Source organism: Singulisphaera photorubra (assembly GCF_045290345.1).
Taxonomy (GTDB): Bacteria; Planctomycetota; Planctomycetia; order Isosphaerales; family Isosphaeraceae; genus Singulisphaera.
Genome location: NZ_CP155447.1, coordinates 5,506,228 through 5,530,938 on the forward strand (window position 1 = coordinate 5,506,228; position 24,711 = coordinate 5,530,938).

Consider the following 24,711-nt stretch of genomic DNA (forward strand, 5'->3'; position numbering starts at 1 on the left):
AACGCTCCGAGCGACCTCGAGCTATGCCTTGGGGGACGATTGCGCCTCGTAGTGGGCGGTGATCCGCGAAGAGATTCCCCCCCGTGGCGTGAAGTTTCCGACCACACGCATCCGCCGTGGCTGGCAGGCGCCAACCAGGTCATCGAGCATCGTGTTGATCGAATGCTCGTAGAAGATCCCACGGTCGCGAAAGCTGAAGAGATAGAGCTTCAAACTTTTGAGTTCAATGCATGTGGCGGCGGGGACGTAGGTAATAATGATTGTACCAAAGTCGGGTTGCCCCGTTTTCGGGCAAACCGCCGTGAATTCGGGACAAGTGATCTCGATCTCGTATTCGCGATCGGGAAATTGGTTCGGGAACGACTCCAAAGCCGCCATCAGTCGACTCCTCGCTGAGCAGATCAAAGCCGGCGGGGAACAGAACTCCGCCACTCCCCGGCTCGCCAGCTCCGATTGTAGCGAAAAACGTCAAAAGCGGTACGGCCTTGGAGCAGGATCGTTTCCAAAAGGCCGTCGATATCACCCCGTTCAGGGCAGTGCGTTGCGGCTCACGACGGACTGGTAATCGAGGATGGAAGGAAAAAACCGACAACCGGTGTCAATCCCGAAGAGGTGGTCTCTTGATTCCTCGCCGTATTGTGGTAAGTGTATGAGATGCCTCGGATCCTGCCTCGGTCGACGGACCGGTTGTGATCCGGTCTAACCCCGAGCGGCCCGCCTGCGGGACCGGCCTTTGAAGTGTAGACCCACCTCGGCCTGGTGGAGTGCGGTTCCGATCCTGGATCAGGAGTCTGCCCGATGTCGCAAGCCTCTCGTCGTCACCTTCGCCTGGAAAACATCGACGGAGTCACGGTGGTCAGTTTCGTCGACACCAAGATCGTGACCGAAGAGAATATTCAGGAAGTGGGTGACCAGCTTTACAGCTTGGTCGAAGACGAGGGACACAAGCAGCTCTTGCTCAACTTCGGCAACGTTCAGTATCTCTCGAGCGCCGCGCTGGGCAAGCTGATTAACCTCAAGAAAAAGGTGGGAGCGGTCAAGGGCAAACTCAAGCTCTGCTGCATCCACCCCGATCTGCTCGAGGTCTTCCGAATCACCCGTCTCGACCAGGTTTTGAGATTTACCCGAAGAGCAGTCGGCACTCGACAAATATTGAAACCGGACGACGCGACCGGCCAGCTAGCTCTCCTCCTGGATTTGTCGCCTGACTGAAATTAAGAGCGGCCGGGTCGGCCGCCGCGGGCCATTTGGCCAAGCGACGGCCGACCCGGCCGCTCGTGTTCCCTTCGTTGCGGAATCGAAGCCTGCCCCTCTTCACTGGTCTCGACAGCCCTTCGTCATGAGCGATCCGACCCTAACGCCGATGATGCAGCAGTATCGCGAGCTCAAGGCTCGCGATCCCGATGCGCTCTTGCTCTTCCGCATGGGCGACTTCTACGAGATGTTCGGCGAGGATGCCGAGCGGGCCGCCCCCCTGCTCGGCCTCGCTCTGACCGCGCGCGATAAAGGCCCCAACGCCATCCCGATGGCGGGCTTCCCTCATCCCGCGCTGGAGACTTACCTCGCCAAGCTCGTCCAAGCCGGCCAGCGCGCGGCGGTTTGCGAGCAAGTCGAAGATCCGAAGCAGGCCAAAGGCCTCGTCAAGCGCGAGGTTGTCCGGGTGGTGACACCGGGCACCTTGACCGACGAGGCCCTGCTCGATCCGAAGAGCGCCAACTACCTGGCGGCCGTCGTCGAATCCGGGGGGAAGCTCGGCCTGGCCTGGGTTGAACTCTCCACCGGCCGGTTCTCGCTGACGGGAGTCTCCCGGACCGAGTTGACGGACGAGATGGCCCGGCTCAACCCGGCCGAGACCTTGGTCTCGGAGACCAGCCTCGACGCTCCTTGGGTCCGCACCTTGCGAACCCACCTCGGGCCGACGATTACCTCCCGGCCATCCTGGGATTTCGTCCTGGAGCAAGCGCGAAACACCCTGAACGAGCACTTCGGCATCACGACCTTGGCCGGGTTCGGCATTGACGACCAGGCCCCCGAGGCCGCGGCGGCCGGGGCCCTGGTGGCCTATCTCCGCGATACCCAGAAGTCATCGCTCGGCCACCTGACGCGGCTAACGCCTTATCGTCGGGCCGATGTCCTGGCGCTCGACGAAATGACGCGCCGGAGCCTCGAACTGACCCGGACCCTGCGGGACGGCAAGCGGGACGGTTCGCTCCTCCAGGTCATCGACCGGAGCAGCACGCCCATGGGGGCCCGGCTCCTGGCCGACTGGCTCACCTCCCCCTTGACCCACCTCGAACCGATTGCCGAACGGCACGAAGCCGTGGGTGAACTGCTCGGCGACTCGTTGTTGCGAAGCGACCTCCGCGCGTCGCTGGGCCAAGCGTACGACCTCGAGCGTCTGGCGGCTCGGGTCGGGACCGGCCGCGCCACCCCGCGCGACCTCGGTGCCCTGGCCCGGACGCTCGCCCTCCTCCCCAAAATCCGGGCGCGACTGACCGCCCGCTCCTCGAAGCGGCTCAACCAGCTCGAGGCGGCGCTGGAACTCTGCCCCGAAGTCCGATCGGCCATCGAGGCCGCCCTGGTCGACGACCCTCCCCTCACAATCAAGGAAGGGGGCCTGATCCGCGAGGGCTACCACCCCGACCTCGACGAACTGCGCGAGATCGCGCGAGGTGGGAAGTCATGGATCGCCAGGTTCCAGTCCGAGCAGGTTCGCCGGACCGGGATCGCGAACCTCAAGGTTGGCTTCAACAAGGTCTTCGGCTACTACATCGAGATTAGCCACGCGCAAGGCTCGAAGGTCCCCCCCGAATTCATTCGCAAGCAGACGGTCAAGAACGCCGAGCGCTACATCACTCCCGAGCTCAAGGAGTACGAAGACAAGGTTCTCCGTGCGGAGGATCGAGCAAACGAACTTGAATATGAGCTCTTTACGACCCTTCGCGACCGGGTGGCGGCCGAGGCACCCCGTTTGATCCAGGCGGGAGCCGTCCTGGCCCAGGTCGACGTGCTCTCCGCACTCGCCGAGCTGGCCGCGCGACACGGCTACTGCCGCCCCGAGATGGTGGCCGAGCCGGCCCTCGAAATCGAGGTCGGGCGCCATCCCGTGCTGGACGTGCTCATGCCCCCGGGCGACTTCGTCCCCAACGACACCCGGCTCAGCCCCAACGACGGCACGATCGTCGTGATCACAGGGCCGAACATGGCGGGCAAAAGCACCTTCATCCGCCAGGTGGCCCTGCTCACGATCCTGGCTCAAATCGGCAGTTTCGTCCCGGCCCGGCGCGCCCGGATCGGGATCGTCGACCGCCTCTTCGCCCGCGTCGGCGCTACCGACGAGCTCAGCCGAGGGCAGAGCACGTTCATGGTCGAGATGACCGAGACCGCCAACATCCTCAACAACGCCACGGCGAGCAGTCTGGTCATCCTCGATGAGATCGGCCGAGGCACCAGTACCTTCGACGGCATCTCCCTGGCCTGGGCGATTACCGAGCACCTCCACGACGTGGTTGGTTGCCGCACCCTGTTCGCAACCCACTATCACGAACTTGTCGAACTCGAAAAAACCAAGCCGAGATTGCGGAACGCGAACGTCGCGGTTCGCGAGAGCGAAGGAGAGATCGTCTTCCTCCACCGGATCGTCCCAGGGGGAGCCGACCAGAGCTACGGGATTCACGTCGCGCGATTGGCCGGCGTCCCTGCCCCGGTGCTCGAACGGTCACGCGAGATCCTGGCCTTCCTCGAGAAGCAGCATGGTCCCGACCCGGGACCACCGGCTGGCCCGATCCGCAAAGTCAAGTCGGGCCGTGCCTTGACCGGCAGCCTTTTCGCCGCATTGCCCGACCCGTTACTCGAAGAGCTTCGCAAGGTCGACCCGGCCAGCCTATCGCCGGAAGCGGCCGTGGAGTTCGTCAAACGACTCCGCGAACTGGCTTGAACCTTGAGTCGTGGTCGTCGCGACCAGGGCATGAGAAACGCCCTGGTCGCGACGACCACGAAATGCTACGCCAGCGATCGGAACCAGATCGGCCCACCGACTCGACCGATCAAAACACGCTTGATTGTTCATATCGAGCCGCGCCCTTGGGAGCGATCCCGCAAACGCGCTGGGCCGCCCGTTTGAAGCGTCTGGCAAGCACGAGCGGGACAGTCTCGACGGAGACAACCGCCTGACTCTTCGCCTCCAACTCCACCTGGATCTTCTCCAGATCGTGGCGAGCCTCCAGCAGATCTTTGATGGTCTTGCGATGCTTCGACCGCTCCAGCCGCAGGTGCTCGCGCGTCGAATCGAGTTGAAGGCGGTTCCAGTTTCGATCGGCCTCGAACGATTCGAGCCGCTCGTCCGGATCACACGCATAGCCAAGGGTCTCAAACGGCTCGGGAATGGAGCTCGCGATCGCTCGGGCTTCGGCGGCCGGAATCAAATGCCGCCAGAGACCGGGCTGCCCTTGCCAGTAGTGAAAGTGCCAGACCTCATGTCCCGGCTTCTTTCGGCCAATCGCGTTGGCTTCGACCACCTCGGCAATCGCTCGTCGCGGCGATTCACCAATCGCGTCAACGAGCCGAACCAAGGCCGCCTCGGTGTCGGCGACAAGGTCCTCATAACGAACCTGCAAGATCTCTGAACGGTTCCACCAGGCGGGACTGTGAAACAGGAGGCAGCGGGCGTACTCGGAGCGAGTCCATTCCAGAAAGGCCTCGCTCCGGGGAAGCACGCCCACGATCGCACAGTCGAGGCATTCTCCACCGCCGGGGCAATACCCCTCCTGGTGGATGTAATAGACATAGTTCAGCCATGACATCAGGACGTCGAGCGGATGCCGGGCCAGCACCGCAACGCGCACGCCGTGACGTTCGAGCAGGTTGAGAAACGGTTCTTTGGGATACCAGTGGATCTGAATCACACAGCGTCTGGGAAGATTCTCCCAATCGACGTCTTCAGGAGTGTGAACAGGAATCTGCTCGAGCTCGTAGAGCGATCCAAGCAGCTCGCGGGTCCAGGTATTCCCCGAACGGGGGGTACTCACCAGGGCAAGACGGAGCATCGACTGGCCATCGCCTTGCTGCGCCGAATTGGCGACGTGCTTACACGTCTTGTCATCCTCGGACATGCCGCCTCTCCCGAATTGATCTGGGACTGTGACTAATCACGAGAGCCAGTCCCTCCTTGAGCCGTTTCCTCACGAAACGAGTGGGGCGCGCAAACCGAGCCCGAGACCTCGCCTCGATCGTGAACGGCACTGAGGATCGCGTGAACAACATCGGGGGCGGCGTCTCACGGCCTAAACCGGAGCCCGATCTTGTCGCGAATTGAGGTCAGGAAATGGCAAGAATTGGCCTCAAAACCCGCCTCGGAAGAAGAGACGAAGCCTCGAGCCCAAACACCGAATTCCTTAAAACCTTAATGGTTACCAAATCTATCGGCAGACCACCCAGACCTTCTGAACGAAATATTCCAGGCAATCGCCACATTCGCACCTTCCAAAGAATTCCACCTCGGTGAGAGCGGCGGGGGTTCGTAGGCACGTCACTCCGCATCGCATACAATTCATGAGGTCGGTGTGAACCCACGCGAGACTGTCGTGAAACCCCTCTTGTCGAGTGGGCACAGCCCAATGGTACGAAGCGACCATTGCCGCCTTGTGGGGCGGGCTGAAACCCCCTGACAAGAAGTAAAATCGGTGGGCCGTAGTTTTCCTGGCGGGCTACTGTCCGCCCTACAAGAGATGTGCGATGGAAGCGAATATCCCCGAACATCGATCGACGGCCGAGGCGAAGTGGCAGGCCCGCGAGCGTTACTGGCGACAAAAGCTCGGGAGGATTCGGCTGGGGGTTGAGCCGATCGAAGACCAGGTGGCGAAATACCGTCGCGTCACCTGGATGCTCACCGCGGTTCCGGTGGTGCTGGCACTCATCTTCGTCGCCTTATTCACGGCCTTCCGACGTCCGGACGTGGGTCTGATCTTGGCAGGCGTGTTGCTGCTACCGGTTGTGACCTTGGCCTGGTTTGATTTCAGACTGCTCAAGCTCCGGGTGGCGCGATACAGCCGTGAGTTCGAGGAGTACCACCGCGAGTCGACCCCCTCGGGGCGAACCTGAAGTTCGCCCCGAGTGTCGATATTTACCAGAGAGTTGACTCCTCAGTCCGAGCGCCGACCAGGTCGGCGTCATCCTCGTCGTCACCGGACTGATCGCCCCACTCGTCGGCGTCGGCAACGCTCGCCTGAAGTTCGGCCTTCAACCGCTTTCGGGCCGTGTGGAGCCGCCGCTTGATGGTCCCGATCGGCACCGCGAGTTGCTCGGCGATCTCGATCAGCGAGTGGCCGTGGATGTAGAACGCCACCAGGGCCTCGCGATCGATCGGCTTGAGCCGCTCGAGGGCCTCCCAGAGCCGATGAGCGCGTTCCCGGCTGATCAGCTCATCGAGTGGTGCCTCGCGCTGTTCGCCGGCTCCCTCGAGCACGCTGGTCTCCACGCTCGGTGGAGCGCAGCGTCGGGTGGCTCGATTGATTGCCATCCGGACCGCGACCTGCCGGAGCCAGCCGGCGAACCGCTCGGGTTCACGAAGCTGGTCGAGCCGTCGCAGCACGTGGAGGAAGACTTCCTGAGTCAACTCGAGCGCCTCGCTCGGATTGCCCAGCCGCCGCAAACAGATCGCGTGGACGGTTCGCTGGAACTGTTCGACCAGTTCTCCGAACGCTTCACGGTCGCCTTCTTGGGCGCGTCGAACAAGGATTGCCAGATCGGTCCAAGGCTCATCCTGGACCGTCAGATTCCGCATGGTCGCCAGCACGTTGATCGCTCCCCATTCCTCTGGGGGTCCAGGGTCGATCGAGGCCAAGCCGCGCACGGGCAGCGCCTACGATCGGACCACCGCAGTCCACGAATCAGGCGTCGACGAGCGAGGGGCGAACACACGGCCGAGCTTCCCTTGGTCCTGGGCGAAATGCGCACCAGGACGGGACGGCTATGGGGTCGCTCGCCTTCGCACGGCGGCCGACGGAGACGGCTGGGGCGCGGTACCCTTTGCGATGGGGCAAGGGTCGTCCGCACGAAGCCGACCGCCAACTCAGTGGGCTGGAGTGAGTCCTCGAAAGTCACGACCGACACTGTCGCGAGCGTTCGAAGGCGTTCCAACAATGATGAGCCGGAGGTTCGGCGCTCACCCTCCCGTTGCCGCGAGTATCGCGGCAGCGGTCGCTTGGGCAGCTCGGGCCGATGCCAATCCAAAACGCTTCTCAACCTTCGATCGCTTACCAGTGGTCACCGGCTTGCGCTCGCGTTTCGAACGGTCGGATTCTTGTGGATCCAACACCCGTTCGAGGGAGAAGGCCTGGGATTCACCCTGCCGACAAGGCCTGTCGGACACGGTAAACATCTCGGCGGCGAACTCGCCCCACGGCCTGACCGAGCGACTCTGTACGAGCCACGACGGTACGGGGAGTGAGCCTGGAATTACCGGAATCTCGCCTCGCGAAAGGATCATCGAGGAGGGTAGATATCCGTGCATTCCGTCGCGCATAACGACACGATGGACGTGGCGGGTGCGCAGGGTCTGGAGATCGCCGATGTTGATGTTCGCCGTGACGGCGATCGACCGCGTGCCGAGGTTCAGCCCATTCAGATTGGCCGACAGCGTCCGGTTCGTGCGGTTCAACATGGCGAGACCCTCACATCCGCCTTCAAACGGCGGGCTGTTGAAGTGAGGCGACCTAGAGCGTCGCCGTGCGGGCCGTCCCGGGAGAGGACGACCGTCGCGAGTGCGGGACGTACAATGCGTCCCTGTCTATTGACGAGTCCTAAAGGTCCGTCAGAGCTCCCGATTTCTCGTATCCGCCGGGCAACACGCCCGGCGGGCGATCGATCCTAAGAAAAGGGGAACGACCTAATGAGAGTCGCCCCCTTTGTGTGCGGTCATAGACATCATAGCGGCGCAGAAGGTTCGCGGAAAACCAAAATCATTATCGGAATTCTCGCAGAACAGCCATGAACACGTCGTCCGAATACTCTAACCCTCATAGAGAGACAGAGTTGCGAACGGGTTCACCGAGCAGGGCGCGACGGACTTCCTCGGCCGCTTTGGACCGCAATTCGACGAATCCCTCGACGCTGTAGAACGCCGAGTGCGGCGTGAGGAGCACGCGAGGGTGGAGCCGAAGTCGTTCGTCGTCCAGCGGTTCTCGTTCGACGACGTCGAGGCAGGCCCCTCCGACCTGCCCCGAATCGAGTGCCTCCAGCAGCGCGAGCTGATCGACGATCGGCCCCCTCGCGGTGTTGATCAGGAGCGCGCCGGGACGCAAGAGCGCCAGTGCTTTGGCGTCGATCAAATGATGCGTGGTCTCGTCCAAATAGCAGTGGAGGCTCACATAATGGCTCTGTTCCAGCAACTCCTCCAGCCGGTGGGCCCGCCTGATCCCGAGCGCCTTATCGACCCCTTGAGGCACGAGTGGATCAAAGAAGACGACGTCCAGTCCGAATGCCTTCGCACGCAGAGCCGTTGCGGTGCCAATCCGGCCGCAGCCGACCAGGCCGAGCGTCTTGCCTCGGAGTCGAGGCGTCCCCATCGCCGTCCGATAGTCCCAGCCCCCTGCGCGGATCGCCTCGTGCGACGGTACGAACTTCCGAGCCAGGGCGAGGAGGAACATGATCGCGTGATCGGCCACCTCCTCGGTGCCGTAGTCGGGAACGTTGCACACGATCACGCCGTGACGGGCGGCCGCCGTCCGGTCGACGTTATTGTATCCCACCCCAGCGCGGACGATGCACTTGCACCGCGAGGCCTTTGCGAACGTGGCCTCGCCCAAATGAGCGATCTCGTGATATGTGATCAAGGCGTCGGCCTCGGGAAGATAGCGAGCAAGGCTCTCTTCATCGGTGGCGCGAGCAAGCTCGACCCGGGCGAGGTCACCCAGGATCGGAGCCTCGATCGAGGTCTCATCCAGGAAGTCAGTGATTACCACCGTGAAGTCAGACGACATCAACCGTTCCTCTCGCAAATTGACGGAAGGATCAGAGGGGATCGACGAACCGGCTGGGTTGAGACCCACGAGCCCTAAAGCCCGCATTTGACCCGCACGCGCGTTCGTCCCAGGGAGCAACCCCTTGGTTATGGCCGATCGGCCGGGTAGGTTCAACCGTCGGCCCAGAGCCGGCGCCTTGTTCTCAGCCGGCACGCGTCCTCAACCAGCCCGAGGGAGCGGTCCGGCTGAGTTTGAAAAACCCACCTCACGAAGGAAGAGACGGATGCGACGGATCAAAGAACTCCTGGCCCAGGGTGAAGTGGTCCGCATGTTCGGCGTCGGACAAATGCTGAGCCCAAAGCTGATCGAAATTATTGGTGAGCACGGTGACTTCGACGCACTCTGGCTCGATGTCGAGCATGCCGGCATCGGCATGAAAGAGATCGAGCTGGCGACCCTCGCGGCCAAGGCCTACGGCATGGATCACTTCGTCCGGCTTCCGGCCACCGACTACGCCTCGATCATGCGGCCGCTGGAAGCCGGCGCGGGGGGCGTCATGGTCAGCATGGTTCGCTCGCCGGAGGAGGCCGAGCAGGCGGTTCGCTGGGCCAAATTCTGGCCCCGCGGCGAGCGCGGAATGAACGGGGGCAATCGAGACGGCCGATTCGGCCTGACCCCCATCGGTGAGTATGCCGCCCGCGCCAACGCCGAGACGTTCGTCGGAATTCAGATCGAGACCGCCAGCGCGATTGCATCGGTCGCCGAGATCGCCGCCATCCCTGATGTCGACCTACTCTTCGTGGGACCGGCCGATATCAGCCAGGTCCTTGGCGTGCCCGGTGAATTCGAGCATCCTCGCTGTCTCGAAACGATCGAAAAAATCGCTCGCGCCTGTGCCGACGCGGGCAAACCGTGGGGCATCGTTCCGCGAGGGGGGGAGTACGCCGAGCGAATGCGCGGCTGGGGCTGCCAAATGTTCGTTCTCGGCTTTGATATTCACGCGTTTCACGCGGGGATACGCGCCGCGAAAGAACGCTATGGGCCGTTCTTTCCAGCGCGTTGAGTCCCTGAATCAAGAATCGAAAAGAGCCTGAGCCAACTCGTCGCCGGCTCAGGCCCCTCGTTAGGATCGCATTGATCGCGTCGATCGTTTAACGATCTCGGCTCGACATATCACGGCTCCGGTTCTGCTCGATCGCGGCGAGCATGCCGAACCGGAGCTTGCGATAAAGAACCGGCTGGTGCTCTTTGGGAATCTCCTTGGTGATCCATTCGATCGCCGACTCGGACGCGCCTCGGAAGCCCTGCGACTCGGCGATCGCCCCGAGGGCGGTGAGTCGTCGAGATTCGTCAGGGTACAAGACGATCAATCGTCGTGCATCTTCGAACCGGCCGACCGAGATCAGGTTATCAATCAGAACACCGGCCAGGATCGCACGAGGATCGTCAAGAGGTATCGATGCGACCGCCACCGCGGCCTCATGATAAGTCGCAGTGGCACCATCCGGGTCATCCCCCCGCGCCTGTGCCTCGGCGATCTTGACCAGGGCATCGCTCCGGACTTCAGGCTGAGGGATCATCTGGGCAATTTGCAGGCCCCGCGCGTACTGCTTCGAGTGGGCCGCCGCGGTCGCCGCCGCCACCAAGGCCCGATCCCGCCAGACCGGACGGTTGATGAGCTTGGCGGTCTCCGACGATTTCAGGAGAAGCTTGTCGGCACGGGCGTCAAGAGGATGAATCTGCGAGGGATTGCTCGGTGCTGTTTTATCATCCTTGGATTCAAGATGCGGAAATTCGTTGACGATAGTCTGGCTGCCGAACGACTGACTCTCGACCACCCGGTAGAGCATCTCGGTGTGGTAGGTGGGGTTGTTAATCCGACTCGCCAGGAACGCGGCTCGGCTCCACTCAAGTTCAGCCCGGCTGATCAGCGTCTCCCGATCCACCTCGGGCGATTTCGGAAGTGCGGACAGGGGCTCGTTGTAGTCGGGGATACTAAGATCCGCCTTGCCGTCGCGAAGCAGAGCCTCGCTCAGGTTATTCAACCCATTGATGATAGCGATGAGCCGAAGGTCATGGACCGTCGGGTCGGTCACCGCAAGCGCGGCGGCCGCGGCCTCGCCCAGCGCACGATGCGCCAGGTGCAGTTGGTCGCCGAAAATGGCCACGCTCGCGACCTTGTTCAGCGTCAGGCTACGATCGCCCGGATCGGTGATCGAACGGGCAAATTCCAGTTCCCTCGGCTGGACACGGCTGAGATCGGGGATTGGTTCGCCCTGACTCCTCGGTGAAGCTCGAGAAGGAGAAAAGACCTTCGTCGTCGGGAAAGGTCACGTTCGCCCCAGGACCGAGCGGAACGCTGTATCCGGGTGGGAGCAGAGGAACGAAGCCCGTGGAAGGGACGATCCCTCCCCCTTCGACCCCGACCGGGAGGTTGGGGCCAACCCCTGAGAGCGACCCCGTCGTATTTCTCTCGATGGTCGATGAAGTTCCCGTTCCGGTCCCTTCCCCCGACCCCGAGGATAGGCCTGGCCCCCGTGGGGCCTGGGCCGTGGCAAAAATCGGCAGACTGAGGGCGAGGCCCAGAGTCACTGCCGCCGAAACCATATTTTCGAAGCGTGCTCGCGTCATGGGTGCCATTCCTTGAGGGCTCGCCGATTGGGTCGGAAGCCCCTGGAGAAAGAGCGGGACCGTCGAGTCGATCGACAATCGAGCCCACCCTTTCTTGTTAATGGAATCATTCCCCGCGTTCCGCTCCAGGTCAAATCAACCGTCAGGAGGTCCCACCCGCTCGACTGAAAATTCGCTTGGGGTTTTCGAGCAAGATCAGTCGGGCCAGCTCGAGCGCTCGATCAATCGACCATCCCTGGCCCCGAACCGCGTCGTCGGCCAGCGTCTCGGCCAGAACGCGTCGGAACATGTTAAACTTTGGCAGCACGAATTCGAGCTTGTAGGCGTCGGAGTAGTACCCCACCTGCTTGACCTTGGGAACCGCCTGGAGTCGGGCTCGCAGATCGGCGGCGATGTATGCCGGAATGTTCGAGTACCACCAGTGCCCCATCGGAACCACGTTCGGGAAGATCCAGGAGTAGGCCACCAGCTCGCCCCCCGCGTCGGGCGAGAGGGTCGAGACCGGGAACGTGACCCCGGCGAAGTGGTTGAACAGCTCGCGGTAGCCGTGCAGGCTGACCCGACGGTCAAACAAGTCGCGGCCCCCCGCGACCCCCGCCGGATACACGTTCCGGATCGGGCCGATCATCAAGTCGAACGGCAACCGGAACTCAGCGCAGAACTCCGCCAGAGTCCAGAAGACGACCTGCCTCACCTCGTCGTGCTCGTCGGGCCGCTGGTCCATCTGGTGAAGCGCGCGGCGAACCGGCGTCACCGCTCGCTTGGCGGTGGCGCGATAGGGGGTAAAATCAGGCGGAAGACTGATGGCACAGGCCCGTGCTCCCCGCTTCACGAACCGTTCAAAGAGGACCCCAATCGCCTGGCGGAGGGTCGCATAATCCCGGACGTCGACGTTCGTGGCACGTCGGAGCCGGTCGACGGTCGTCGGCTCGTGGAGTTTCAGGACCAGGTCGTCGGTCCGCAGGCAAGGGACATACTTCTGGGGATCCCAGCCTTCGAGCGGGTCGTCGAATTCGTTGGTCAGAAAAACCGCTTCGAGTTGCGATTTCTTCCAGACCTCGCGATCCCAGGCTTCACCGCTGGTCGAGCGCTGGGCGCTTTCGTAGAGTTCACCGATGTTCTGAGGCGTGATTCGGTCGTGGGGGAAGTCATGAAACGTCTTGGCGATTTCCAGCAACCACGAATATTGAACGGTATTGTCGATCCGGTCGAGGTAGCCAGACAGGTTCCGGACCCGTGTCTCAGGATCGAGACTCGGCGCGACTAACTCAGCGGGCATCCCCGCCGAGTGGGCGAGTTCGGTATAGTAATGATACCCTAAGACTTCGTCGAAGTTCCGCGCGGCGGGCCGGGTCGGGTCGATGTGCGAGTGGGGATCGAAGATCGGCCAGCATGTCATCTCGTCAAAGAGTTCACGGGCCTTGGGGTCGTGCGGTGGGGTTGTCGGCATCGTTAAACAGCTCGGCGCGGGGTGAGAGTCGTCGCACTCGAATCGCGATTGACCACAAAACAAGCTAGCCAGCGTCAGAGATTCCAGCAAGAGAGGAGAGTCAGGGCCGATGAATGTGGTTGTGACCGGCGGAGGAACGATCGCGCCGATTGATGACGTCCGCCACCTTACCAATGTCTCGTCGGGCCGGTTCTCGGCAATGATCGCCGAGGCCTGCCTGAACCACGGGGCGTCGGTCTGGCACATCCATGCCCCCGCGGCCCAACTTCCCTTCTCCCGCCAGGCGCGGTTCGATCTGGACACGATCGACCCCGAGGCTGAGCACGCGCGGCTCACCCGCCTCCGACGCCAATATCGCGCCGTCGCCGATCGGCTTCACCTCATTGCCCTGAATCAGGGGACTGTGGCCGACTACGCCACGAACCTGGAACGCGTCCTCCGCGAGCACGCCATTGATGTGGCCTTTCTCGCCATGGCCGTCTCCGACTTCGAACCTCGCCCGATGACCGGCAAGCTCGACTCCCAGGCCGAGATATTCACCATCCACGCGCTTCGTGCTCCGAAGGTCATCCAATCGGTTCGCGACTGGGCTCCCGGCGTCTTTCTCGTCGGTTTCAAACTCCTCTCCCGCGTCCCCCTGCCCGACCTAATCGAGGCAGCCGAAACCGCCTGCCTGGCCAATCGCGCGGACTTGACCGTCGCGAACGACCTCCAAACCCTCCGCGAAGGCCGCCATACCGTCCATCTCGTCCGCCCTGGGGAGCCGGTGGAAACCTTGGAAGCAGGTGCCACGCTCGCGGACAGGCTCGTCGATCGAGTGTTCGACTTGGCTAAACAAGGTCTGAGCTCTCAGGCAGCTCGGAGGCAGAAATTCACATCCACCTGATCACCGCCGTCGCCATTCATGGGGCAAGAGAAGTGGGGTCAGGCGACTTTGATGTCTGAGGTGCTGACCAGCAGCGACGCTCCGCTTCAAAACACGAGGTCAAGTAGTCCAGGACGTCACGACCCTGTTGCCGAAAGGTCACCACCCAGGTCAGCATGCATTCCACGAACCAACTCCCCTCCACGCTGCCCGTCCCGCCGCCAGATCAGAGCATATCGCAACGAGCGTTCGGCCACGTTGTTCGTCGGCTCCACGCCTTGGACCCAAGCGAACGTCCACAGACCCTCCTCCACCCTGAAGATCTCGAAGCAGGTCGCGGCGATCTTCGCGCACGAACTCTGCGATCCCTCCTGACGTCCCGTCGCAGTCGGCTCATCCGCTCCTGGGACTGTTCCCGGGGCAGGGTCCCGTCGCGAACCCAGTGCCAGTACCGAAACAGTCGGTTCGACAATCCGAGCAACCGCTGCCAGGACTCTATGATCCAGTCGTAAACGCTGTATCGGTCGCTGGTGTCGACCTGGCCGATCTGACTGCCCAACAATGCCCGGGCGATCTCGCCACAGCGGTTCTTGGCGAACGTGAAGACCGTGGCCACGTGAGTCGCCATCCCCCCCCACACAACCAGACCTTGCGAAGTTGCTCACGCCACGACGTCTCGTCGATGTTCGTCACTTCGGCCTGATGGACCGCAACGGCCAGTTCGTTGGAGGAAGCCTCCAGGGCCGCGGCCGACTGCCGTTCCAGTTTGGAGATCATCCCGATGGAGATCGACAGAGCAAACAGATCAGAGCAGACCTGCTGCATCTGCCCTTTGCTGAGACGATAGGACCCGGAGAGCATGGCCAAGACGGCTTGGAGGTAAGAGCCAAGACAACCGCTCGGGATACCGGTGGGCAAGGCGCCGCAGGCCGCCTCACTTCATCATCAACATATCATATGATACCACAAATACTCATCGACGATGGGCTCGATCCTGGGCAACTCCCCCACCTGATGAATCAACGGTTCGAGGTCCCTGACCGCATCGACGACACGCTTCGGGCTTGCAGTGGATAGTTTGACGCAACTTCTCAGACGGCCCCAAGGCACGGTGGGCCTTGCGATGTCCCTATTGCCCACCTCGCTTCTTGCCGCTGGCCGGAGCGGGCAGCCTCCGCTTCAGGCAGATCGGATCGAACAAAGGGGACTTGGACGAGTTCGTGGAGTTGAACTTGAGCCGTGCTTCGAGATCGCTGACCCGCGCTTCCAGGTCGGCGTGCCGCTGCTGTATCGCCACGAAGTTAGAGAGCGATGCCCGCCTGAACGTGGGGTGGCACCGTACCCCAGAGGTCGTCAGGGGTGGGCAGCGGATTCGACATAGTGAGACATAGTGCCGTCATCGGCAACTTTCAATACCGGACTGTAAACGGCTCCTGTGAGAGGACATGAATGCCCAGCGGTTAATCAAGCGACTACACCGCTATCGCAATGACCTGTTTACGTTCCTTTATAAACCAAACGTACCGTTCGACAACAATCACGCCGAACGCGCGATCCGACCAGCGGTGTTGACGAGCATGCATCGGCCCCTACAACAACGTGGTCATGCCCCGCTCAAAAGGTTTGTTGATACCCTCACCACCTACCTCGCTCCCGGCCAACTCCCTCCTCTACCGGTCAAAGGAACTGCAATCGGCTAAAGTCCTACAAATTTTCTTTGCAAGATTCGAATATGCCATTTTAAAATCTGTTTTCCATGAAGATCGACTCTTCAAGGCAAGTGCGAAGTTTTCTCATTTCCCAGACACTTCAACAGAATTCGAGGTACACCATGACGCATCTGCGGATGCAATTTCGTCGTCAGATTACACGTAAAAATTTTATCCCTTCGAGCCTTGGTCTCGAAGGTGCGAGGCTGGAGGCGCTCGCGTTGACCGCCCCGGCGATCTTCCGATACCCGAACGGCGATACAAGACAGAACGATCATGCTGACGCTTGGGTAATTTCAGGGATTTTGTTCAACACACCGACAGTCCCCGATGACAGTGAAGCCGAAGCTCAGCTTAACGGAATTACTGATAGCGATATCCCTTATGGTGGTGACACGACTATCACAGTCAATGGTTATGCAGCAACAGAGATCCACGATCTCGAGAATCCCGCTCCGCCCAATGCGCCTGTTGGCAACGATTGGATTTGCTTCAACACGAATAACACGGTCGAATCGAGCACGACCGGGACAGGACTCAATGGCGCATTCGTCGCGATGGATTCGTATTCGTCAGGGTCTCGCAATTACCTTATCGCCGATGATGATCTTGTACCGTCAAGCAGTCCTGTCACAGTCGTGGAACATTATGAGTTTCACGTCGATCGTAGCCAACAGAACGATGCAACCGCCGGCATTTCGACAACGACTGGCCTCAATGTCGAGATCACTGGCGACTACGTCCTAATACTTGGTACGCAGTGGGGTCCAGGGAGTCACTCATTCACAGATACAGAGGGTAATGGCGCAGAATATACCCTCGAAATCAGCAACGTTGGTGGCTACATTGCCGACGTCGATCTGGTCGTCGAGACTAACGTGGGGGAACTCATGACGCTCAAAAATCCGACGACTGGTGATTTCCAGGGATTCCATTACAATATCAGTTTTTATTCGCAACTTCACACGATCATGGGAAGTCACCCTGGGGTCCACGACGTGGTGAGTGTGACAACTCACTTCGACGCCCATCTTTCTTCGTGATCCAAGTATTTCTACTGTTTTGCCTACAGCCGCAGATTGTTCTTCAATCGTGGCATAAGCTTACGAGAACGATGGAAATAAAACCGTGCGAGCTCGTTTCTTTGAAGCCATCGCGTGCTGCGACGACTCTGCATCAACGGATCGCTGGACTTTAAATATTCCGCGATCATGCTTGCGATCAATTGACGCATTTGCGGCGAGGTCAGCGCGGGGGTCCCGATTTTTCCCCCGCCGCGTCTCCTGATTCAGGAACCACGCGGCCAGCAGCGCCAGGGTTTGGTGATGATGCCAACCGAGCCAGTTCCTTACTTGATAGTCCCCCAAGCCCGACTCACTCTTCGCACGCTTGAAGCATTCCTCAACTCGATGTTCCGCCTTCGCCACTCGGGCCAATTCCTTCAGCAAAGTCTCAGACATTGTATTCGATAAATAATAATCATGCTTGAATTTTTCGTCCGATTGCCGCTCCCGCATGATGAACAGTAACTCCTCCGGACCCGTTCCACCCGTCGGCGAACGCGCCTGGACACGCCGTTTCACCACGTCCACTTTCAGTGGCCCTTTCTCAGCGTCCCGGACCTCGATCGTCGTCCAGGCGGACTCCGGCAACTGACCGCACCAGCGATCCAGACGCGAGAACGGATTCATGGGATATCGTCCGCGGCCCGAGTAGGCCGGCGGAGTTTCCTCGAGGTCGCGGACCAATGTGTTCGACGGGACTGCCAACAGATAGCGTTCGCCTCGGCCTCTCAAATCCAGGCGAAAACTAGCCGGGCGGCCCATCTCGTCGTCCCCCGTCACCCATGAGTGGGGCAGAAGAGATCCGTGCTCATCCAGCATCTCCAACGCCAATTCATGGCGGGTGCGAAACTTGGTCTCCTTGGGGACTCCGGCGGCTTTGCACCTCCGCCGATCTTTCGTCCATTCCTCATGAAGATAGAGACGCACATTAACAATTGCGTAATTTTTTCGCGATGCGTATGCCATGTAAATTCCGACCTGGCAATTCTCCACTTTGCCGAGTCGGCCGCACCACTGCCTCGCGACGCCCACCGACATGTTCCCCTTCTTGACGAAGGCCGAGGGATCGAACACGATCACTCCATCGGATTCGCCCAAGTCTTCGCCGATCTGGGTGGCCAGTGTCCTGAGCAGGGGCGCGTCGTCCCACGGGACCTGCCCGATAAACGTCTGGAGGCCTTGCCGTTCTTGGTCGAAGAGATAGGCGATCCCTTCACCTGTTTTGTGCTCGAGCCTCGAGAGGAGTCCGGTAAGATACTCGACCGTGTGCCGCTTCTGCTGGGGCACGGCCAGCGACGCCGAGAACGGTTGGACGAACGTCTCGAGGCGGGAAGAGAACCCGTCGATCAGCTTGGGATCGACCTCCGCCTGGGCCATCATCTCCTTCAAACGGCTCTTGTATCGCTGGTCCATTGTCAACTCCCTTCCGAAATACATCGGAGACGGAAGTAAATATTCCCAATACTCTTATGGTGAGTCAAGAGGCCAATACAGTAAAGGTATAGAAGGGCAGGCCCAACAATCGAATCAGGCCTGCCCCTTCTCAACATAAGATGACGGTTACAGGCTGTCTGATTTGAGTACTTCGCGGTCGCCTCTGGTTATAGTGAACCCCAGATTTCGAACCACTCGATAAGTTCTCCTTGAGAGAGGGCTTATCGAGGGCGAAGCATAGGACAAATCTGCAAACGACACTCGGTCGCATTCAAGTCGAAATAAGTCTACGACTCGCCCACCTTCGGTCGTCTCTACGGACTGAACGCTCAACGCTTTGACGAGCAATTCGTCGTCAACTTGACCCCCAACGAGGCCGGCAGGTTCAGGGCGGTGACTGCGCTCGGGACGTATCCAGTCAATCAATCGGATGTCGAGAGGGGCCATCGTTTTTCCAAAGGCAGTTGGTGGTCGGCCTCCGACCTCAGGCGGTATCCCAAGCCGCCCTTCCTGCTCACGGATGTCCCCGCTCTTCATTTTTTCATTTGGTCTATTCACGGCGTCATGGCACTGCTCCCCGTACAGGAATGATTCTGGGTACTCTGAATACTCCGGCGAGCACGACAATCTCAATCTCTTCGGGGAATGACCGGCAGGATCGACCCGGAAAACGCTCGGACGGAGAACGGCCGCCCGGTTCTACCGATGGTGCCGGGGCTGCCACCACTCCGTCCGAAACCCGGAGCCGGCGAGGGAATATCACGGAAGATTTCCTTGAGTCCGGCCGATTTCTATCGGTCCGCGATCCTCCGGCCTCCGGCCCCGATTCGCTCGAGCTTCGCGAATCCGGCCACGAGGTGAAGTCGGGCGGGGTTGCCCGTCGCGGGCCGGTCCACGTCAACGGGGGCCGGACGAGTCGCCCGGTAAGTCCGGGAGAAGCACCCAGATTCCGAGGACAAGATGGCGATACGCGAACACAGGGATGTCACAGTCCGGTACGGTCGCTCCGAGGGGCATCGCCCGTCGAGCCGGCCGGGCCGGGTTCGCTCCGCGAGGGGTGCGGCACCGAGCTGCGAGGCCTTGGAGACTCGCCAAAACCTGTCGGCGTTCGCCGAGCCGGTCATGCTCTCGAGCGCCGGCGGGGTCCTCGACGTCACGCTGCGGGCGCATCGCTCCTCGCAGCTCATCGAGGTGGCCAACCCGGCGGATCTGACCGCGCCGGGGGTGCCGACGCTCGTCGACGGCTTCGACACCTACGCGTGGACGCTCACGCAGGGAACGTCGGACAACGGCCAAGTCAACGGCGACGGCTACAACGGGCCGACCCTGCGCGTCAATCCGGGCGACCTCCTGCGGATCCGCGTGGCGAACGACCTGGGCGACCAGCCGACGAACCTTCACACGCACGGCCTGATCATCTCGCCCGCGGGGAACACGGACAACGTCCTGCTCTCGATCCCCCCCGGCGAGTCGAGCCTGCAGGAGTATCGCATCCCGCTCGACCAGGAGCCCGGGATCAACTGGTACCATCCGCACCGCCACGAGTTCGCGGCGGACCAGGTCTATCGCGGCCTGGCGGGCTTCCTCGTCGTGGGAGCGGCGAACAACGACATCGACCAGGTAAGCGGCCTCCCCCAGCGACTGATGATGGTGCAGGCGCAGTCGATCGAGGCCGACTCGGCGACCGGCAGGCCGACCCTGGCGCCACTCTCCGTCGTGATGAGTCCGACATTTCAAGTCACCATCAACGGCAGGTACATGCCCGAGATCGCCATGCAGGCCGAGACCGAGCTCTGGTACGGGCTCCAGCTCGACGTGCGCGACCTGATGCGGACCTTCATCCCGCCCGCGGGGCAGCCTTCTTCGGAGTGGGACTTCAACGGCAACGCGGTTGACCCGGACAAGCCGGCCAACCTCGAGACGTTCTACGTAGCCCAGGACGGCTCGGCCTTCCCGAAGACCGTCGCGAAGCAGCGCGTGGCCCTGGCGCCTGGGAAGCGGGTCAGTGAGGTGATCTCGGCCCCCCCCGCGGGCGAGGAGCGGCTCCTCGTCGCGGCGGTGGTGCAGCCCACCGCTCTCGAAGTGACCCGCTACCAGGCGATCGCCCGGATGACGGGATTCGGCGCGGGGGGCGACCCGCAGGACTGGGTGAACCGGACGCTCACCAGCCCCAGCATGCAGTACGAGGACCTCTCAAAGGAAAAGGTCGACGTCCATCGGACGTTCACCTTCTCCACCGACCCTGTCACCGGCCAGTTCGTGATCGACGGCAAGGCCTGGCCCGGGAGCCCGATCGCCCAGCCCCGCGTCGGTCAGGTGGAGGAGTGGACGATCGTCAACACCGACCCATATCCACACCCGATCCACCTCCACATGCAGCACTTCCAGGCCCAGGACACCGCGGGCCGGCCGGGGTACGTCACGCCGCCCCACCTGTTCGACCAGGACGTCTGGTACATGGACCCGAACTCGATCAGCGTCTTCCGGATCAAGTTCGAGGCGACGCTGGGCAACTCGGTCTTCCACTGCCACAATTTCTTTCACGAAGACGCGGGGATGATGGCGCACCTGAACGTCATCCCCGCCGAGCCAATCCTGATCGCCGCCGAAGGGCCTTCCGGGGGACGGGCCGCCGTGTACGCGATGGGGGATGACGACGCACTCCCGAGCACGCCGACGCGGATCCTCACCCCGTTCGGCCGCCGCTACCGCGGCGGGATGACCACGGCGACCGGCGACACGAACTTCGACGGCGTCCCCGATGCGATCTTCGCGTCCGGCCGGGGCGGCCGCGTCGTCGTGCTCGACGGGGCCTCAAACTTCGCGACGGTCCTCCGCGACTTCCACCCGTTCGGGCGCAAGTTCCGGCATCGGCTCAACGTGGCGGCTGGAGACCTCAACGGTGACGGCCGGGCCGACGTGATCGTCACGGGGGCGGGTGGGACCGCACCGGTCGTCCGCGCGTACTCGGGCGCGACGGGGAACCTGCTCGCCGAATTCCTCGCCTTCGACGAGCAATTCCGGGGCGGCGTCAGCCTCGCCGCGGCCGACGTCGACGGCTCGGGGCGGAACCGGATCGTCACCGGGCGTGCCGACGGCCAGCCCGAGGTCCGCGTCTGGGGCTGGGACCTGTTCGTCCCCAACAACGAGCCGGCCCGCTCCGCGAGCCTGCTCGGCCCCCCGCGGCTGGTGGCCGACTTCCTCGCGGGACCACCGGGGGCCCGTGGGGGGATCGCCGTGGCCACGACCACGTTTGCGGGTGCGGCTGGGGGATTTGCCAGGATCGCGACGGTCGGGCTCCGAGGCACGCCCCAGGTCGACGTCTGGATGCTCGATCCCGCGGGCCACGGGCAGGGGCACGCGGCCTCGACCCCGGCCCCGGCCTCGCACAGCCACGCCTTGCCCGCCGAGCACGCCACGGCGGAGTCGGCCGCCCAAAAGCTGACGTCGTTCGCCCCTTACGGGCGCAGGCGGCTTGGAACCGGCCCCTCGCTCGCGTCCGTGAATACGACGACCGGGAGCCTGCTGGCCGTCGCGCCAAGGGGCCAGAGGAATGCGGACGTCCGGGTCTTCCAGGCCGTCGGTGCGACGACTGACGCGGTGCTCTCCGCCTCGCTCCGGCCCCCGACCCGCCGCGGTGGCTTCAGCCTCGGCGGGAGCTGACCCGCTCCGGGCCGGCCCGGCGGACCAGCACGACCGCCGGGCCGCGTGCCATCGTTCATTTGGGATGCTCGTATTCTTCGTCGCCGTGGAGATCGAGGAAAAGAAAATGGCCGGGTCACCCAGGGGATTGCTCCCCCCGGGCCACCATATATCCAATCATACACATTTGTCGATTCCAACTCGTCATGCCATGAACTCGTTACGTGACGACACACTGAGTGAATCGCAACCGGGGGCGGGAGAGAAATCGAATACGGCGTCAATATTGCCGCTATCTGGGCAAAATGGGACACTCCAAAACACAGAGATTCATCGACAAGATCTAATCCAGCTCACACAAACTGCTTCAAGAATTAGGAATATCCACAATAGTTCCTAGTCTGCCTGGCGATGGATTGCAACAGGTGCGAGATCTCCGGTCGGGACCGTACAGCCGAAGCCCCACGCAAGCGAGTGACCTATAGCGAGGATCCGCCGCCACGTGCCGCTCCCGGACCTCGTGTCCGCCTTCAATCGAGGATGACAACGCTTGGATGGCTCGGGATCGCCATGTCGCCCCGAGCAATTCGGCCTGCTACGATGTGCGGGTTGCCTGGCGGATTGTTGATCGGTGGCTGAGAGAAGACCGACTACTCCTTGAGCCGGGCCGTTGAACCACCGCCATTGCACGAACATCTGGATGGGAGTCCGACGGATGCCACTGATCGATCACCCACTTGGCGGATACCGATTCTTGCCGGGCATCGCCCCGTACTCCTGCGGCGTGATCTCGGCTCCGGGCTTCGAGATCGTCCACGTCACGCTCCACCGACCCGCCCCTTACCGCCGGGGGTTCGAGGTGATCGGGCGGCACCTAGCCTCGGAAGGTCGGCCCAAAGCGGCCCTCTGCGGCATTGAACTCCGCTCCCCTTGCCCGTTCAGCTTCGGGGGCTTCGCCGAGTTCAACGCCGGGTACGCCCGAATCCTGGAGGAGTGGGGCCTGTTCGTCGAAGGCGTGAACCCGGTGGCCCGCACTAACGTCGCCCCCGAGGTCGATCCGCCCGGTGAGCCAGTGCTATACGGGTTCTCGTATTCGAGGCCATGCGACCCGTTGCTACCAGCGACTATCGTCGTCGCCGGGGCTGGGGAACTGCCCGAAGGTGTCCTGGGGGCCGAAGGGATCGTCCGTGCCGGGGACACCTCCCCGGAAGGCATCGCCGTCAAGGCGACGTTCGTCATGAACCTCATGGAGCACCGGCTGCGAGGGCTCGGTCGTGACTGGTCCACCGTCACCGCCATCGACATCTACACAATTCACCCCATTGGCCGGTTGCTCCCCGAGGTCATCCTGGGACGGGTCGGTGAAGCGGGTGCGCACGGCATTCGCTGGTACTACAGCCGCCCGCCGATCGACGGTATCGAGTACGAGATGGACCTGCGGGGCGTCAGGACCGAGTTGCGGATCGGCTGATCTGGCGAGCCCCGATCATGGCCGAGGACTCGAAGCACGGACCGCCCGGATCGCCTCGTTTGCCCATGGGATCAGGGAATCGGGGTCGTCGAGCACCTCGGGGGCATTTTGTAGTACGACTTTAAGGTCTGTCGCTCATTGGGTTGGAACTCGACGGGATCCCTCAATCGATATCTGGGACGCCTGGACGAGCAGTTCGCCTTCGAGGTCGAGCGGCATCTGCTCCTGGGCGTGGAAAACGGCAAAGCCCAGGGGACCGAGACGATCAGGGCGGAAACGATCGACTATTGCCTGCACGCCGTGCGGGTCGGCCCTGATCGCTTGCGACAGAAGGTGGCCATGCACCTAAATTGGGCAAATCAAGAGGCTTGAATAGGCTACCAAGACTCGCGGACAGATTTGTAGTTTTGCTGAATTTCCCAGATTTCCCCATTGAAGTGCATGGCCGCTGATGTTCCAGAGGTAGACGAACGTCCCGGCGACGTTGATGTACGAGATGTCGACGTGCCAGTGTTCATGATTCGGAGCGGCTGCTGAAAGCCTTTTCCTTTGAGTGAAGGTTTGCTGTTGTGACGCTTCATCAATCCGGCGTTGCAAAGCACCCGGTAGACGCTCGAGGGACTCATGGCGACGACATCGGCGTCGAGCATCATGAAGGCAAGCCGCCGATAGCCTTCCAGGGGATGGGTGGCGTGGTAATCCAGGACGGCTTGCTTCTCCCATGGTTCGAGCCACCAATCGCGAGGGACGAGCGCATTGTGCTCGTTGGCCAGCCCATAGCGAGTCCTCCAGTCGTGGAACTTGCTGGCGGCGATGCCGAGCCAGTTGATGAACCGCCTGCGGGGGATCTCAGTGCGTTGGGACCAGTGCCGCACGAAGTCGATGATGGAATCGCGGGGGTCATGGGGAACCCAAGCCCCGGTCAGAGCTCCCCAAGCTATTTTTTTAGTTTAATATGTTCTTCCATCAATTCCGCGACGACCTCGTTCCTGCGTTGGAGCTTGTCGCGGAGTGCGGCGATGGTGCGATTGTGGTTGGTCTCGGGCGCGGCGTTCTTGCGTTCGAAGGCGGCGGGGCCGTTCTCGAAGAACTGCTTCTGTCAGAGGTAGAACAGCGTGGGCGAGAGTTGGAGTTCATCGCAGAGATCGGAGATGGGGACGTGGTCGATCAGGTGACGCCGGAGGATGGCGACCTTCTCGACAGGCGTATAGTCCTTTCGGATCTTTCGCATGGTGAGACTCCTGCCGAGTTTTAGTATAACTCGGGTGGGGCGTCTCTCCATTTCCGTCGGAAGCAAAACACCCTTTCGCAATCGTCGCTTTTGAGATGACTTCGCCGTACGGACCGCGGTGCTCCGGGCCTGCGGACTTCCCACCGACGCCTGCGCGAAGCCGTTGCCGGTCACGCCCCCGGGAGGTATGGTTGAGAACATTCTTCCTGTTCAACAATCGTTGTGCCAGCGAGATGAGTCGTTCAGTTCCTGGA

Annotated in this window: 21 protein-coding genes; 10 read left to right on the forward strand and 11 right to left on the reverse strand. The window is 61.8% G+C overall.

Translation table 11 applies throughout. The annotated features are described in order from the left end of the window. Positions 1-21 precede the first annotated feature (21 nt). On the reverse strand, positions 22-378 hold the full coding sequence (gene queF, locus V5E97_RS20815) for a preQ(1) synthase (RefSeq protein ID WP_406693441.1): 357 nt from the start codon (positions 376-378) through the stop codon (positions 22-24). 420 nt (positions 379-798) lie between these two features. Between queF and V5E97_RS20820 the strand changes: the two genes are divergently transcribed. Both V5E97_RS20820 and mutS read left to right on the forward strand, forming a co-directional pair. After that, positions 799-1,212 (forward strand): STAS domain-containing protein, encoded by a 414-nt coding sequence (locus V5E97_RS20820; RefSeq protein WP_406693442.1) that lies wholly within the window; start codon positions 799-801, stop codon positions 1,210-1,212. Between the two features lie 127 nt (positions 1,213-1,339). Further along, positions 1,340-3,937 carry a DNA mismatch repair protein MutS gene (mutS, locus tag V5E97_RS20825; protein WP_406693443.1) on the forward strand — a complete coding sequence of 866 codons (2,598 nt, stop codon included), beginning with the start codon at positions 1,340-1,342 and terminating at the stop codon, positions 3,935-3,937. A gap of 109 nt (positions 3,938-4,046) precedes the next feature. Here the strand turns inward: mutS and V5E97_RS20830 are convergent, their stop codons facing one another. Next, complete coding sequence (locus V5E97_RS20830) at positions 4,047-5,111, reverse strand: sulfotransferase domain-containing protein (RefSeq protein WP_406693444.1); 1,065 nt, start codon at positions 5,109-5,111, stop codon at positions 4,047-4,049. Between the two features lie 622 nt (positions 5,112-5,733). Here V5E97_RS20830 and V5E97_RS20835 point away from each other — a divergent pair. Further along, on the forward strand, positions 5,734-6,099 hold the full coding sequence (locus tag V5E97_RS20835) for a hypothetical protein (protein WP_406693445.1): 366 nt from the start codon (positions 5,734-5,736) through the stop codon (positions 6,097-6,099). A gap of 22 nt (positions 6,100-6,121) precedes the next feature. On the opposite strand, the gene V5E97_RS20840 is transcribed toward V5E97_RS20835, so the two are convergent. From V5E97_RS20840 to V5E97_RS20850, 3 genes are all read right to left on the reverse strand, one after another. Then, on the reverse strand, positions 6,122-6,793 hold the full coding sequence (locus tag V5E97_RS20840) for an RNA polymerase sigma factor (RefSeq protein ID WP_406693447.1): 672 nt from the start codon (positions 6,791-6,793) through the stop codon (positions 6,122-6,124). 369 nt (positions 6,794-7,162) lie between these two features. Next, positions 7,163-7,660 (reverse strand): hypothetical protein, encoded by a 498-nt coding sequence (locus tag V5E97_RS20845; RefSeq protein ID WP_406693448.1) that lies wholly within the window; start codon positions 7,658-7,660, stop codon positions 7,163-7,165. Between the two features lie 355 nt (positions 7,661-8,015). Next, positions 8,016-8,978: a C-terminal binding protein gene (locus V5E97_RS20850; protein WP_406693449.1), complete on the reverse strand. Its 963-nt coding sequence runs from the start codon at positions 8,976-8,978 to the stop codon at positions 8,016-8,018. Positions 8,979-9,243: 265 nt separating this feature from the next. Between V5E97_RS20850 and V5E97_RS20855 the strand changes: the two genes are divergently transcribed. Then, on the forward strand, positions 9,244-10,023 hold the full coding sequence (locus tag V5E97_RS20855) for an HpcH/HpaI aldolase family protein (protein WP_406693450.1): 780 nt from the start codon (positions 9,244-9,246) through the stop codon (positions 10,021-10,023). A gap of 88 nt (positions 10,024-10,111) precedes the next feature. Here the strand turns inward: V5E97_RS20855 and V5E97_RS20860 are convergent, their stop codons facing one another. Together V5E97_RS20860 and V5E97_RS20865 are read right to left on the reverse strand one after the other, a co-directional pair. After that, positions 10,112-11,128, reverse strand: a complete 1,017-nt coding sequence (locus V5E97_RS20860; RefSeq protein ID WP_406693451.1) for a hypothetical protein — start codon at positions 11,126-11,128, stop codon at positions 10,112-10,114. 605 nt (positions 11,129-11,733) lie between these two features. Continuing rightward, complete coding sequence (locus V5E97_RS20865) at positions 11,734-13,041, reverse strand: glucuronate isomerase (RefSeq protein ID WP_406693452.1); 1,308 nt, start codon at positions 13,039-13,041, stop codon at positions 11,734-11,736. Positions 13,042-13,150: 109 nt separating this feature from the next. Between V5E97_RS20865 and V5E97_RS20870 the strand changes: the two genes are divergently transcribed. Beyond that, positions 13,151-13,927, forward strand: coding sequence for a phosphopantothenoylcysteine decarboxylase domain-containing protein (locus V5E97_RS20870; RefSeq protein WP_406693453.1), 777 nt, complete (start codon positions 13,151-13,153; stop codon positions 13,925-13,927). A 1,108-nt stretch (positions 13,928-15,035) separates the two neighbouring features. Here V5E97_RS20870 and V5E97_RS20875 read toward each other — a convergent pair. Further along, positions 15,036-15,203: a hypothetical protein gene (locus tag V5E97_RS20875; protein ID WP_406693454.1), complete on the reverse strand. Its 168-nt coding sequence runs from the start codon at positions 15,201-15,203 to the stop codon at positions 15,036-15,038. 148 nt (positions 15,204-15,351) lie between these two features. On the opposite strand from V5E97_RS20875, the gene V5E97_RS20880 reads away from it, so the two are divergent. Both V5E97_RS20880 and V5E97_RS20885 read left to right on the forward strand, forming a co-directional pair. Then, positions 15,352-15,606 (forward strand): IS66 family transposase, encoded by a 255-nt coding sequence (locus V5E97_RS20880; protein WP_406693455.1) that lies wholly within the window; start codon positions 15,352-15,354, stop codon positions 15,604-15,606. 131 nt (positions 15,607-15,737) lie between these two features. Continuing rightward, positions 15,738-16,658, forward strand: coding sequence for a hypothetical protein (locus V5E97_RS20885; protein ID WP_406693456.1), 921 nt, complete (start codon positions 15,738-15,740; stop codon positions 16,656-16,658). Positions 16,659-16,718: 60 nt separating this feature from the next. Here V5E97_RS20885 and V5E97_RS20890 read toward each other — a convergent pair whose 3' ends face one another. Then, positions 16,719-18,092 (reverse strand): IS701 family transposase, encoded by a 1,374-nt coding sequence (locus tag V5E97_RS20890; protein WP_406693458.1) that lies wholly within the window; start codon positions 18,090-18,092, stop codon positions 16,719-16,721. 981 nt (positions 18,093-19,073) lie between these two features. On the opposite strand from V5E97_RS20890, the gene V5E97_RS20895 reads away from it, so the two are divergent. The 3 genes from V5E97_RS20895 (at position 19,074) to V5E97_RS20905 (ending at position 23,598) form a co-directional block, all read left to right on the forward strand. Next, positions 19,074-21,776: a multicopper oxidase domain-containing protein gene (locus V5E97_RS20895; protein WP_406693459.1), complete on the forward strand. Its 2,703-nt coding sequence runs from the start codon at positions 19,074-19,076 to the stop codon at positions 21,774-21,776. Between the two features lie 694 nt (positions 21,777-22,470). After that, positions 22,471-23,226: a 2-amino-5-chloromuconate deaminase CnbZ gene (gene cnbZ / locus V5E97_RS20900; RefSeq protein ID WP_406693460.1), complete on the forward strand. Its 756-nt coding sequence runs from the start codon at positions 22,471-22,473 to the stop codon at positions 23,224-23,226. Between the two features lie 138 nt (positions 23,227-23,364). Next, positions 23,365-23,598, forward strand: a complete 234-nt coding sequence (locus tag V5E97_RS20905; RefSeq protein WP_406693461.1) for a hypothetical protein — start codon at positions 23,365-23,367, stop codon at positions 23,596-23,598. A gap of 5 nt (positions 23,599-23,603) precedes the next feature. Here the strand turns inward: V5E97_RS20905 and V5E97_RS20910 are convergent, their stop codons facing one another. Both V5E97_RS20910 and V5E97_RS20915 read right to left on the reverse strand, forming a co-directional pair. Next, positions 23,604-24,101 carry a hypothetical protein gene (locus V5E97_RS20910; RefSeq protein WP_406693462.1) on the reverse strand — a complete coding sequence of 166 codons (498 nt, stop codon included), beginning with the start codon at positions 24,099-24,101 and terminating at the stop codon, positions 23,604-23,606. A 224-nt stretch (positions 24,102-24,325) separates the two neighbouring features. Next, on the reverse strand, positions 24,326-24,457 hold the full coding sequence (locus V5E97_RS20915) for a hypothetical protein (protein WP_406693463.1): 132 nt from the start codon (positions 24,455-24,457) through the stop codon (positions 24,326-24,328). Positions 24,458-24,711: the final 254 nt, after the last annotated feature.